The organism is Sulfitobacter sp. (genome assembly GCF_039977885.1).
Taxonomy (GTDB): Bacteria; Pseudomonadota; Alphaproteobacteria; order Rhodobacterales; family Rhodobacteraceae; genus Sulfitobacter.
Map to the genome: position 1 here is coordinate 256,963 of NZ_JBDWCI010000008.1, position 12,228 is coordinate 269,190.

The following is a 12,228-nucleotide window of genomic DNA, read 5'->3' on the forward strand; positions in this document are numbered from 1 at the left end:
TCAGTGATCTCCCTTCGTTTCATCGGTTTTGTCACCGCTCAGCTTGCCGGGGGTGCCAAGAACGGTCGCCATATAGGTATCCGGTGTCACCAACTGTGCAGCGGTTTGCGTCGTGTATCGGTACATAGGACCGGCAAAAACCGTATGCGCGACCAAAAGCGCCAGCAAACCGCCAACCGCCACAAATGACAGCGCGGATGGCGCTGCACGGCCCACCTCGGGCACGGGTGCGTTATCGGCTTGTGCCTTCCAGAACAGGATCGAGCCTGCGCGCGCAAACCCCACCACCATGAACAGGCTGCTGATCAGAATAACCCCGAACACCCAAGCCATTGGCCCGCCGTCAAAAGCGGCATTCAGCACCATCAGCTTGCCCACAAATCCCGACAAGGGCGGCAGGCCGGCCATCGCAATGGCGGCGACCATAAACAGCGGCGCAATCAATGCGCCCCCCGCCACAGGTGCATCAAGGCGCAGCTCAAGATGTCCGCGGCTTTGACGGACCAGATCAACAATCAGGAACAACGCGCCCGCAGCCAAGGTTGAATGCACGATGTAATACAACGCCGAAGCAATGCTTTCTTGGGTGAACATGCCGATGGCGACCATCACCATCCCCATCGAGCTGATGACCGCAAAAGCCACAAGCCGGTCAAACTTTTTCGCGGCCAACACGCCCACAGCCCCTACAGCAAGCGACAGCAGCGCCAGGGGCAGCAACCACGTGCCGTGCAACCCAGCAGTTACTTCAAGGTCCACGGGGAAGATCAGCGTATAGACGCGAATAATCGCATAAGCGCCCACTTTGGTCATGATCGCAAACAGGGCCGCAACAGGTGCCGGCGCTTCGGCGTATGAGCTGGGGAGCCAGAAATGCAGCGGTACAATCGCCGCCTTGATCGCAAAGACAAGGATCAAAAGCACAGTCGCCACGCGGATACCAACAGAGGCGTCCGTGCTGATCATGGCCACACGCTGTGCCAGATCGGCCATGTTCAGCGTGCCGGTTTCCGCATAAAGCGCGCCCAGTGCGAACAGAAACAATGTCGATCCAAGCAGGTTGAACAGCACATATTGCACGCCCGCCCGCAGACGCGCATTGCCGCCCGCATGGATCATCAGACCATAAGAGGCGATCAACAGCACTTCGAAGAAAACAAACAGGTTGAACAGGTCACCGGTCAGAAAGGCACCCGAAATCCCCATCAACTGGAACTGGAACAACACATGGAAATGCCGCCCGCGTTCATCCCATTTGGAACCGATGGCATAGAGCAGCACAAACAGCGCCAGCACAGCCATGAGCAGCAACATCATCGTGCTTAGCCGGTCTCCGACCAATACGATCCCGAAGGGTGCGGCCCAATCGCCCAGCTGGTACAGCATCACAGTGCCATCCGAGGTCTGCACCGCAAGCCCCAATGCCAGCGCAATCATTGCCACGACACCGGCGACAGAAAACACCCGCTGGATGCCCATGTGATAGCGGGCACACAAAATGATGAACGGTGCCAGCAACGCCGGCAGGACAATCGGTATAATCAACCAATGGGTCATGTCGCATCCCCCCCTTTGGCGGGCGCATCATCTACGTGATCATCATCCGTCCCAAGATAGGCACCAAGTGCGATCATCACCACAACGGCGGTCATCCCGAACGAGATCACAATCGCCGTCAGAACCAACGCCTGCGGAAGCGGGTCGGTATAGGTTGTCGCGTCCGTCAGGATAGGCGGCGCACCTGTGACCAACCGCCCCGAGGCGAACAGGAAAACATTCACCGCGTAAGTCAGCAATGAAACACCCAGAATCACAGGAAATGTGCGCAAACGCATCACCAGATAAAGGCCACCGGCGGTCAGAATACCGATGGCAGAAGCTACAAGAATTTCCATGTTATACCCTCTCCCCGCTCAAAGCGTCGTTCTCTGACCGTGACGGGTTAATGTCCATCGCATAATCGCTGTCTTTCACATGGGCACGGCGCGCAAGACGGCTGAAACCGTCCAACGACAACATGACCGCACCAACCACCGCAAGGAATACGCCCAGATCGAACAGGGCCGCTGTGGCCAGTTCGAATTTCTCAAACGGCGGGATACGCACATAGGTGAAATCAGACGTCAGGAAGGGCTTGCCCACAAACCACGAGCCCATGCCCGTCAGCCCGGCAATCAAAACCCCTGCGCCAATCACCCCGTGATGCGGATAGCGCTGCCTGTCGCTGGCCCAACTATAGCCGCTGGCCATATACTGCATGACCAAACCGATGGACGCGACCAGGCCCGCGATAAACCCGCCGCCCGGCTCATTATGGCCGCGCAGGAAGATGTAGAAACCGACCATCATGACGACCGGCATCAGCACCCGCGTCAGCACCACCATCATCATCGGATGCATATCCCCTGCCAGCGGCTTGTCCGGTTTACGGTTCAGCAGACGCGCCCGAACAGGCCCGCGCAACAGCGCCTCGGTCAGGGCATAGATCAGCACCGCTGCGATCCCCAAAACAATGATCTCACCAAAGGTGTCAAAGCCGCGGAAATCCACAAGGATCACGTTCACCACATTGGTCCCGCCGCCGCCTTTATAGCTGTTGGCAAGGTGGAATTCGGAAATTGGCGTCGTCACTGCATCGCGCAGCAAGTAATGATAGCTCAGCACCGATGCCGCAACACCCGCCACCACTGCAACACCCACATCGCGCAGGCGCCGCAAGGTACTGCTTTCGATCGGGGTCTCGTTGGGCAGGAAATTAAGCGCAAGCAGCAGCAGAATGGTTGTCACCACCTCAACCGTGATCTGCGTCATTGCCAGATCCGGCGCAGAGAAGAACACAAACCCGACCGATACCATAAGCCCGACAATCCCGATCAGCACAAGCGACAGCAGACGGTTGCGGTGCAACAGCATCATCGCCACCACAGCCGCGACCATCATCAGCCAGCCTGCGATCTCGATCGGTCCTGCGGGTTGCACGGCACGCGTCGCCGGACCAACAGACCCGCTGGCCCAAGCGTACCAACCCGCTACAACAACCGTCACCGCCATCACCGCGCTATAACGGGTAAATGCCCCGTTATGCAGCGGCAGCGTAAGCGTCTGGGAAAGCGCCACAATGCGCGCGATCAACCAGTCAAAGATGGCTTTTGCCTCGGGCCGGGGGGCCGCATCCCAAACCCGCAACAGCGGCTTGAACAGGGCCAGTACGATCAAGCCGCCAACCACAGCCACAATCGACATATAAAGGGCAGGCACCAGACCGTGCCAGATTTTGATATGCGCCTCTGGGAGCTCTGCCGCGCCACCCAGAACAACAGATGTAATAGCCTTAACCGCAGGCTCCGCGATAAACGGCGCAACGCCGATGGCCACAACCAGAACGACCAACAAAGCAGGCGGCAACCACAGGCCCGCAGGTGGGTCATGCGGCGCGGCAGGATAATCGGTCCGTTTGGGGCCAAGGAAGGTGTGCCCGATCAGGCGGAAGCAATAGGCAGCCGAAAACAGCGATCCCACGACTGCGAGCGTCGGCACAATCCAGTGATTGCCGCCCAATACCGTGTGATACACTTCCTCCAGCATCATCTCTTTGCTGAGAAAACCGTTCAGCAGCGGAATCCCTGCCATCGACAGTGCCGCAAGCGTGGCGATCACAAAGGTGATCGGCATCAGGTGCCGTAACCCGCCCAGACGGCGAATATCGCGTGTGTGCGTCTCATGGTCAATGATGCCCGCAGACATAAACAGCGCGGCCTTGAACGTCGCGTGATTGAGGATGTGGAAGACCGCCGCCATCGCGCCGAATGCCGTGCCTGTGCCCAGCAGCATCGTGATCAGGCCAAGGTGGCTCACGGTGGAAAACGCCAGCAGCGCCTTCAGGTCATGTTTGAACACCGCAATCACAGCGCCCAGCACCATCGTGATCAATCCGGCACCCGTCACCAACCAGAACCATTCCGGCGTTCCGGACAGCACCGGCCACATGCGTGCCATCAGGAAGATACCCGCCTTCACCATCGTGGCAGAGTGCAGATAGGCGGACACGGGCGTAGGGGCCGCCATCGCATGCGGCAACCAGAAGTGGAACGGGAATTGAGCGGATTTGGTGAAGCACCCGATCAGGATCAGGATCAGCGCGGGCAAATACAGGCTGCTTTCCTGAATGAGCTCGCGGTTCTGCAGGATAACGCTCAAATCATAGCTGCCCGCGATCTGGCCAAGGATCAACATGCCCCCGATCATCGCAAGCCCGCCCATGCCGGTGACCGTCAGCGCCATACGCGCGCCTTGGCGCCCTTCGGGCAGGTGTTTCCAATAGCCGATAAGCAGGAAGGACGACAGCGAAGTCAGCTCCCAGAACACCAGCAAAAGCAGGATATTATCCGACAGGACAATCCCGACCATCGCACCTTGGAACAGCAGCAGATAGGTGAAAAACTCACCCATGTTGTCCTCACGCGCGAGATAGAAGCGCGCATAGGTAATGATGAGCAGGCCAATCCCGAGGATCAACGTCGCAAAAAAGAACCCCAGCGCATCAAGCATCAACGTAAAGTTCAGGCCCAGCGCGGGTATCCAATCCACACGGTACATCACAACATCGCCCGCCATCATCGCAGGCAGATTGGTCATCAGCCCGACAAACGCAGCCAGCGTGACAGTAAACGTGACGCCGGCACAGGCGGCGCGCCCTGCTTGGTTCATCAAACCGGGCAGCAACGCACCCAGAAACGGCAAGGCAACGATCAAAAGAAGGGACACATGTGCTCCGTACTGTTGGGGCCCGAGGATGTTCCCCCTCTGGGCTGGTCGTCTCCCCCTGACAGGAATCAAGGCGATAATTCGGGTAATAGTACGCTGTATTTAATCGAGGTGCGAACCGATACCAGTAGGAATTGGCAAATTACTTGAGGTTTTTCATAAGATACGCCCCCTCAGCCATGCCATGCCCGCGGGAATGGGCCGCTCAAATGCCCAAGTGCTGTGCTGTGATCTGCTCGGACAACGCTGCCATTTCCCCCTGCCAGACGTCCACCCCGCGCTCCAAAATCGTGGCACGGTCCGCCACCTCGCGCAATTCGCTCAGAGATTTATCCACCAACAGGATAGACAGGCCGGTTTGCGCCTTGAGCGCTGCAATCGCATCCCAGATTTCGGCACGTACCAGCGGGGCAAGACCTTCGGTCGCCTCGTCAAGGATCAACAATCGCGGGTTGGTCATCAGCGCACGGCCAATGGCAAGCATCTGCTGTTCGCCCCCAGACAAAGAGGCCGCGATCTGATCGCGCCGCTCAATCAGCCGCGGGAAAAGAGAGCCTACGCGAGAGTAATCCCAATATCCTTTGCGGGCTGCCGCGTGCAGGTTTTCCCACACGGTCAGCGAGGTGAAACAGCGCCGCCCCTCGGGGATCAATCCAAGCCCCATACGCGCGGCCTTATGCGCGGGCACACGGGCCAGATCGCTACCATCAAACATAACCCGCCCGCTTCCCAGTGGCAAAAGCCTGCAGATCGCCTTGATCGTCGTCGTCTTCCCCATCCCGTTGCGCCCCAGCAGGGCCAGCACCTCGCCCTGATCGATCCGCGCAGATACACCAAAAAGCGCTTGGGACGCCCCATAAGACACAGTGATGTTTTCCACCTCAAGCAGGCTCATGCGTCCTCTCCCAGATAGGCGGCGCGCACGGCAGGATCGGCACGGGTTTCCGCCACCGTGCCTGTAGCAATGATCTGGCCATAAACCAATACGCTGATCCGGTCCGCGAGGGCAAAAACAGCGTCCATATCATGCTCAACCAACAAGATGGGGGCCTGAGATCGCAAACCGTCAAGGAAACCGGTCATGGCTTTTGATCCTTGGGTGCCCAAACCGGCCATCGGCTCATCCATGACAAAGGCCTTGGGGTTCAGAGTTAGCGCCACTGCCACCTCCAGCTGGCGGCGCTCCCCATGTGATAGCTCGGCTGCGAGATGCGCGGCTTTACCTGCCAGCCCCACACGCTCCAACGCGGTTTCAGCCACCGCGCGCAGGTCTTGCATACCCAGTGCCCGCCGCCACATCGCAAAGGGTGATCCCCCTGCCCCCAAAGCCCCCAACAGCGCGTTTTGCAGGACAGTGTCTTCCATCGCCAAGGCCGATATCTGAAATGTACGGGCCAATCCACGGCGTGCACGGGCGGCCCTATCACAAGCCGTGATATCTTCGCCCGCCAAAAGGACCTGCCCCGCGTCGGGCTGCAAACCACCGGCGATCTGCGCGATCAATGTGGATTTGCCCGCACCATTAGGCCCGATAAGAGCATGGATTTCGCCCGCCCGCAGCTCAAGCGATATATCGCGGCTCGCGGCCAGCGCACCAAAGGTTTTACAAATCCCTCGCGTCTCTAACACCACCTCAGTCATGGGCCCGCGCCTTTCCTGTCAAAAGCCCGATCAACCCGCCCCGCGCAAACAGCACAATGGCCAACAACAGCAGGCCGAGAAAGATGTGCCAATATTCAGATAGCCCGCCCAACACATGCTCCAGCGTGACAAAGACAATCGCGCCGACCACAGGCCCGAACAGCCGCGCCGTGCCCCCGATGAGTATAAACACGATGATTTCACCGCTCAGCTGCCAGCTGAACATCGTCGGGCTCACAAAACGGTTCAGATCCGCAAACAGCGCCCCCGCCAACCCTGTGATCATGCCCGAAATCACAAAGGCCATCAGACGCAGCATATAAGGGGACAGACCAACCGTTTCCGCCCGCGCGGAGCTTTGGCGTGCCGCATTCAACGCCAGCCCGAAAGGGGCACGCGCCATGCGCGCCATGGCATATAGCACCGCAAACAGGATCACAGCACAGATCAGATAGAACTGGATCGGATCGAGCGTATTCAGCCCGACAAAACTGTTGCGCACATAGATCGACAATCCGTCTTCGCCCCCATATGCGGGCCAGCTGATCGCGAAATAATAAAGCATTTGCCCAAAGGCGAGCGTGATCATGATAAAGTAAACACCCGAGGTACGCAGGCTCAGCGCGCCAATGGCAAATGCCGCAAGGCCAGAGGCTACAACCGCAGTGAGCCAGATGACAGGCATGCTTTTGCTGCCCTCAATCACGAACGGCACCGTCAGGATCGGATCATAGATTTGCGCATGGCTGGCGAGGATCCCCATAGCGTAGCCGCCCAAGCCGAAAAAGGCAGCGTGGCCAAGGCTTACCAGACCGCCAAGGCCCAAGGCGATGTTCAGCCCGACACCAGCCAGCGCAAAGATCACCGCCTTGGTTGCAAGTGTGATCAGAAACGGTTCATCCAGCTGCCACGCCGCCAGCGGGAAAAGGATCAGGCCGGCCACGACAACGGCATTAAGGATGTTTTCACGGGTCATGGGCGCGCACCGAACAGGCCAGCGGGCCGCCAGATCAGCACCCCCGCCATAAGAATATAAATCAGCATCGACGCCAGCGCCGATCCTGCGGCCGATGCGGCAGCATTTTCCATGAACAGTTTGAACAGCTGCGGCAGCAACACGCCCCCCAGCGTATCGGTCAGGCCGACCATCAGCGCGCCGATCAACGCCCCCTTGATAGAGCCAATGCCCCCGATCACAATCACCACAAAGGCAAGGATCAGCACCGGCTCCCCCATGCCGACCTGCACCGACTGGATCGCCCCGACCAGCGCACCCGCCAGTCCGGCAAGCGCCGCGCCCAGCGCAAAGACGATTGTGTACAGCCGCGAGATATCCACTCCAAGCGCCGCAATCATCTCGCGGTCATTCTCGCCCGCGCGGATCTGGATCCCCAAGCGGGTTTTCGAAATCAACGCAAACAGCCCCGCCGCGATGATCAGACCAATGGCAATCAGCGCAAGCCGATACAGCGGATACTGAATGCCGAACGGCAGGGAAACAGGTCCTGCCAGATAGGATGGGATATTGAGGTACAGCGGGAAAGAGCCGAAAAGCCACCGCGTGCCTTCGGAAAATATCAGGATCAGCGCGAAAGTGGCCAGCACTTGATCAAGATGGTCACGGTCATAAAGGCGGCGCAAGACCAGCACCTCAATCAGCGCCCCTGCGGCAGCGGCGGCTGCAAGCGCTGCGATCAACGCCAGCACAAAGCTCCCTGTCGCGCCCGCGACCGCGGCAGCAGCAAAAGCCCCCACCATAAAAAGCGATCCATGTGCGAGGTTGATCAGGCCCATCACGCCGAACACCAGCGTGAGCCCTGCGGCCATAACAAACAGCATCACGCCCAATTGCAGCCCATTAAGGACTTGCTCGGCCAGTAAAAGGAAAGACATGCTATGTTCCGCACATTAAAGCAGATCGCGGCAGCCATAGGCCACCCCGAGCATGCTTACATTTTGCATTCAGCCGCGTAGGCGTCGCCGTGGTTTTCAAGCGCTGTGCCGATAATCTTGTTGGTAAACACATCGCCTTCTTGCACCACTTCGCGCACATAGATGTTCTGGATCGGGTGATTGTTGGTGTTGAACGCGAACGCCCCGCGTGTGCTGTCAAAATCCGCCTGCTTGAGCGCAGCGCGAAAGGCCTCTGCATCGCTGACGTCGGCCTTGTCCATCGCGCTTATCAACAAGTTGGCGGTGTCAAAGCCCTGGCTGGCATACAACGAAGGCAGACGTCCGTATTCGGCCTGAAAGCTGTCGACAAATGCGGCGTTCGTCGGGTTATCAAGGTCCTTGCTCCACTGCGAGGTATTCACCACGCCAAGCGCGGCCGCGCCGACCGCTTGCAAGATGCCCTGATCAAAGCTGAACGCGGGACCGACAACGGGAATATCCAGACCGCTATCGGCATATTGTTTCAAAAAAGAAATCCCCATCCCACCGGGCAGAAAGAAGAACACGCTGTCTGCACCCGATGCCCGGATCTGTGCGATCTCGGAGGCATAGTCGGTCTGGCCCAGCTTGGTCAGCAGCTCACCAGCCAATTCGCCTTCATATTGGCGTTTGTAACCGGTCAACGCGTCCTGACCGGCCGGATAATTCGGAGCCAGAATAAACGAGTTCTTGTAACCTGCGCTTTTTGCATAGGCACCTGCGGCCTCATGCAGGTTATCATTCTGCCATGCCACATTGAAATAATTCGGGTTACACCCGCGACCGGCCAACGCCGACGGGCCCGCATTGGGCGACAGATAGAATTTGCCCTGCGCCACAGCCGCAGGCACGACCGCCATCGCAAGGTTGGACCAGATGATACCGGTCAGCACATCGACCTTTTCGGATTGGATCATCTTGTCGGCCAATTGCACCGCAATGTCCGGCTTGCGCTGGTCGTCTTCGATGACGACCTCGATATTGCCCTTACCTGATTGCTTAACCGCCAGCAAAAAGCCGTCGCGCACATCAAGCCCAAGCCCCGCACCGCCACCCGACAGGGTTGTGATCATTCCCACCTTGAGCTTGCCCGCGTCATCCTGTGCAAGACCGCTTGTGGCAAAAGCGGCAAGGGTTGCGGCCAATGCGAGTGATTTTAAGGTCATATCTTTTCTCCCTGATGGCCCTCTGTCGCGGAGCCTGTGCAGCTGTTGTTACGACGGTATTGGCAAAGCCCTCCGGAACGCAATGCCCTGCTCTGCTTTTTGGGTGGACACGCAGGGCGGTCCTAGAGCGCCAGATCGTCTGTCAGCATCTGTTTGGAGTATTCCGCCTTGAGCGCATGGCGCTTGATCCGGCCACCCTCCATCACCACAAAGCGGTCGCCCATGCGGTGCGCGAAATCGGCGTTCTGCTCAACCAGCACAATCGCCATCTCACCCTCATCGCGCAATTGCTGCAATGCATCGCCGATCTGCTGAATCACATTGGGCTGAATGCCCTCGGTCGGTTCATCCAACAGCAATACCCGCGGGCGGGTGATCAGCGCGCGACCAATGGCGAGCTGTTGTTGCTGCCCGCCAGACAAATCGCCCCCCCGTCGCGCCTGCATTTCGCGCAGCACGGGGAAAAGCTCGAAAATCCGTGCGGGGATCGCGTGGTCCGATTTTGGCAGGCAAGCAAACCCCGTTTCGAGGTTCTCTAGCACGCTCATCATCGGAAAAACTTCGCGCCCTTGCGGCACATAGGCAATGCCTGCCTTTGCAGCGGCAAAAGCGGTGGTCGCTGTGAGGGGCGCGCCCTCGATACCGACCTGCCCGCCCGAACGCGGATGCCGGCCCGCAATCGCCTTGAGCAGGCTGGTCTTGCCCACACCATTGTTGCCGATCACTGTGGTGATCTGCCCCTTGGCCGCGCTCAGCGATATATCATAAAGGATCTGGCTCTGCCCGTAGTGCAGATCGAGGTTGGAAATCTCAAGCATGTGCACGCCCCAAATATACTTCGATCACACGCGGATCAGAGGTGACATGATCAAGGCTGCCTTCGGCCAAAACCGATCCCTCGTGCAGCACAGTCACCTTGCAATTAAGCCTGCGCACAAATTCCATGTCATGCTCGACCACCACAACAGCACGCGTTTCGGCCGCGCGCTTGAGGATATCTGTGGTCTTTTCACGCTCTTCAATCGTCATCCCTGCTGCGGGTTCATCGACCAATAGCAGGCGCGGCTCTTGGGCCAGCAGCATCCCGATTTCCAGCCATTGCTTTTGCCCATGGCTCAGCTCTCCTGCGCGGCGCATCAGGCTGTCGCTCAGGCCGATCTCTTCGGCGACTGCCTCGATCCGCGCGCCGTTGCTGGCGGTCTTCTTATGCATCAAAACCGCAAATGGCCCACGCGGGTTCTTCAACGCCATGGCAAGGTTCTGCCGCACGGTTTGTTCTTCAAACACAGTGGGTTTCTGGAATTTGCGCCCGATGCCTTCGCGCGCGATCTCGCTCTCGGACATATCCAACAGCGAGATATTCCGCTCTCCCCAGATGACATGGCCCTGATCCGGTTTGGTCTTGCCGGTTACGATATCCATAAAGGTCGTCTTGCCTGCGCCATTGGGGCCAATGATGGCGCGCAGCTCTGGCTCGGCAAAGTTGATGGACAGGTTGTTGATGGCGCGAAACCCGTCAAAGGAAACGCTCACGCCCGAGACTTCCAAGAGCATGCTCATTGCGGTTTCCTCACCAGATAATCAAACAGGCCGCCAATCCCTTTTGGAAAGAACAGCGTGACGGCGACAAAGCTGAAGCCCAGAAGCACAAGCCACCAATCGGTCCATTGCACGGTATAGAAGCCCAGATTGATATTCCGTGCCCCCCCGCCTGTGAACCAGCTCGACAGCAGCGAGACAAAGGCAGCGCCGATTGCCGCGCCATAGAGCCGACCGCGCCCGCCAATCGCCACCCATACTGCCAGATAGATCGAGGCGATGGGGGCAATTTCACCGGGGTTGATGATACCCGCCTGCGGATAATAAAGCGCCCCCGCAATGCCCGAGACGATGGCAGTGATGGTAAAGATAAACAGTTTGTAGCTCTCGACATGGTAGCCGAGGAAGCGCACGCGGGCCTCATTATCGCGGATACCTTTGACCACGCTGCCCATCTTGCCCGACACAACCCAAGCAAAAAACACATAGCCCACCGCCAGTGCGAGGGCCGAGGCGACAAAGAAGGACACCGATAGCGCCGCTTGGGAGGTGTCTTCGAAACCGGGGATGTTTTGCAGGCCGGACAAGCCGTTGTTTCCACGCAAACCGCTGTCGTTCTGGAAGAGGTAGAGCGATAGGGCCAGCGTCATCGCTTGGGTCAGGATCGACAGGTACACGCCGGTCACACGGCTGCGGAAGGCCAGCCAGCCAAATACCAATGCCAGCAAACCTGGCACCAGCACCACCATCGCAAGCTGTAGGAACAAACTATCCGCAAAGCTCCAGATCATCGGAAAGTCGGACGAGCCTACGACACCGAAAATCTGATTCCCAATAGCGTCGGAGATTTCTTGCGGTGTGGGCGGGATCACCTGGCTGGACAGGCTATCGAGAACGATGCCTTCGGTGCGCGCATACATCAGCCACATGCCAATGGCGTAGCCGCCAATGCCGAAAAAGGCGAAATGCCCAAGGCTCAAAATACCGCAATAGCCCCAAACGACATCCATCGCGATGGCCACCAGACACAGGCAAAGCGTTTTACCCAGAACTTTGACAAAGGATGTCGAGATAAGGCCCGCGCCGGTTACTTCGGATAAAAGGGTGATCCCCAGTGTGAAGGCGCCAAGCGCTGCAAGGAACCACAAAACGGACGGGTTTTGACCGATAAATGTATTTTTCATGA

11 protein-coding genes are annotated in these 12,228 nt (G+C 58.3%); all 11 read right to left on the reverse strand.

The window, feature by feature from the left end:
• Positions 1-1,557: a monovalent cation/H+ antiporter subunit D gene (locus ABJM03_RS05900; protein ID WP_348416310.1), complete on the reverse strand. Its 1,557-nt coding sequence runs from the start codon at positions 1,555-1,557 to the stop codon at positions 1-3.
• A complete protein-coding gene (locus ABJM03_RS05905) occupies positions 1,554-1,895 on the reverse strand; it encodes a Na+/H+ antiporter subunit C (RefSeq protein WP_348416312.1) in 342 nt (113 codons plus the stop codon). The genes ABJM03_RS05900 and ABJM03_RS05905 overlap by 4 nt, the downstream gene beginning before the upstream one ends.
• 1 nt (position 1,896) lies before the next feature.
• Positions 1,897-4,764: a monovalent cation/H+ antiporter subunit A gene (locus tag ABJM03_RS05910; protein WP_348416314.1), complete on the reverse strand. Its 2,868-nt coding sequence runs from the start codon at positions 4,762-4,764 to the stop codon at positions 1,897-1,899.
• Positions 4,765-4,969: 205 nt separating this feature from the next.
• Positions 4,970-5,659 (reverse strand): ABC transporter ATP-binding protein, encoded by a 690-nt coding sequence (locus ABJM03_RS05915; RefSeq protein WP_348416316.1) that lies wholly within the window; start codon positions 5,657-5,659, stop codon positions 4,970-4,972.
• A complete protein-coding gene (locus ABJM03_RS05920; RefSeq protein WP_348416318.1) occupies positions 5,656-6,405 on the reverse strand; it encodes an ATP-binding cassette domain-containing protein in 750 nt (249 codons plus the stop codon). The genes ABJM03_RS05915 and ABJM03_RS05920 overlap by 4 nt, the downstream gene beginning before the upstream one ends.
• Complete coding sequence (locus ABJM03_RS05925) at positions 6,398-7,381, reverse strand: branched-chain amino acid ABC transporter permease (protein WP_348416320.1); 984 nt, start codon at positions 7,379-7,381, stop codon at positions 6,398-6,400. Before ABJM03_RS05925 ends, ABJM03_RS05920 begins: the two co-directional genes overlap by 8 nt.
• Positions 7,378-8,298, reverse strand: a complete 921-nt coding sequence (locus ABJM03_RS05930) for a branched-chain amino acid ABC transporter permease (RefSeq protein WP_348416322.1) — start codon at positions 8,296-8,298, stop codon at positions 7,378-7,380. The genes ABJM03_RS05925 and ABJM03_RS05930 overlap by 4 nt, the downstream gene beginning before the upstream one ends.
• Positions 8,299-8,354: 56 nt before the next feature.
• Positions 8,355-9,503: an ABC transporter substrate-binding protein gene (locus ABJM03_RS05935; RefSeq protein ID WP_348416324.1), complete on the reverse strand. Its 1,149-nt coding sequence runs from the start codon at positions 9,501-9,503 to the stop codon at positions 8,355-8,357.
• A 122-nt stretch (positions 9,504-9,625) separates the two neighbouring features.
• Positions 9,626-10,321: an urea ABC transporter ATP-binding subunit UrtE gene (gene urtE / locus ABJM03_RS05940; protein ID WP_348416326.1), complete on the reverse strand. Its 696-nt coding sequence runs from the start codon at positions 10,319-10,321 to the stop codon at positions 9,626-9,628.
• Positions 10,314-11,063 (reverse strand): urea ABC transporter ATP-binding protein UrtD, encoded by a 750-nt coding sequence (gene urtD / locus ABJM03_RS05945; RefSeq protein WP_348416327.1) that lies wholly within the window; start codon positions 11,061-11,063, stop codon positions 10,314-10,316. Before urtD ends, urtE begins: the two co-directional genes overlap by 8 nt.
• Positions 11,060-12,226: an urea ABC transporter permease subunit UrtC gene (gene urtC / locus ABJM03_RS05950; RefSeq protein ID WP_348416329.1), complete on the reverse strand. Its 1,167-nt coding sequence runs from the start codon at positions 12,224-12,226 to the stop codon at positions 11,060-11,062. Before urtC ends, urtD begins: the two co-directional genes overlap by 4 nt.
• Positions 12,227-12,228: the final 2 nt, after the last annotated feature.

Bases quoted from the DNA above. Each gene is read 5' to 3' on its own strand.
- ABJM03_RS05900 (WP_348416310.1), bottom strand. From the start codon at position 1,557: ATGACCCATTGGTTGATTATACCGATTGTCCTGCCGGCGTTGCTGGCA.
- urtD (WP_348416327.1), bottom strand. From the start codon at position 11,063: ATGAGCATGCTCTTGGAAGTCTCGGGCGTGAGCGTTTCCTTTGACGGG.
- urtC (WP_348416329.1), bottom strand. From the start codon at position 12,226: ATGAAAAATACATTTATCGGTCAAAACCCGTCCGTTTTGTGGTTCCTT.
- ABJM03_RS05930 (WP_348416322.1), bottom strand. From the start codon at position 8,298: ATGTCTTTCCTTTTACTGGCCGAGCAAGTCCTTAATGGGCTGCAATTG.
- ABJM03_RS05925 (WP_348416320.1), bottom strand. From the start codon at position 7,381: ATGACCCGTGAAAACATCCTTAATGCCGTTGTCGTGGCCGGCCTGATC.
- ABJM03_RS05920 (WP_348416318.1), bottom strand. From the start codon at position 6,405: ATGACTGAGGTGGTGTTAGAGACGCGAGGGATTTGTAAAACCTTTGGT.
- ABJM03_RS05935 (WP_348416324.1), bottom strand. From the start codon at position 9,503: ATGACCTTAAAATCACTCGCATTGGCCGCAACCCTTGCCGCTTTTGCC.
- urtE (WP_348416326.1), bottom strand. From the start codon at position 10,321: ATGCTTGAGATTTCCAACCTCGATCTGCACTACGGGCAGAGCCAGATC.
- ABJM03_RS05905 (WP_348416312.1), bottom strand. From the start codon at position 1,895: ATGGAAATTCTTGTAGCTTCTGCCATCGGTATTCTGACCGCCGGTGGC.
- ABJM03_RS05915 (WP_348416316.1), bottom strand. From the start codon at position 5,659: ATGAGCCTGCTTGAGGTGGAAAACATCACTGTGTCTTATGGGGCGTCC.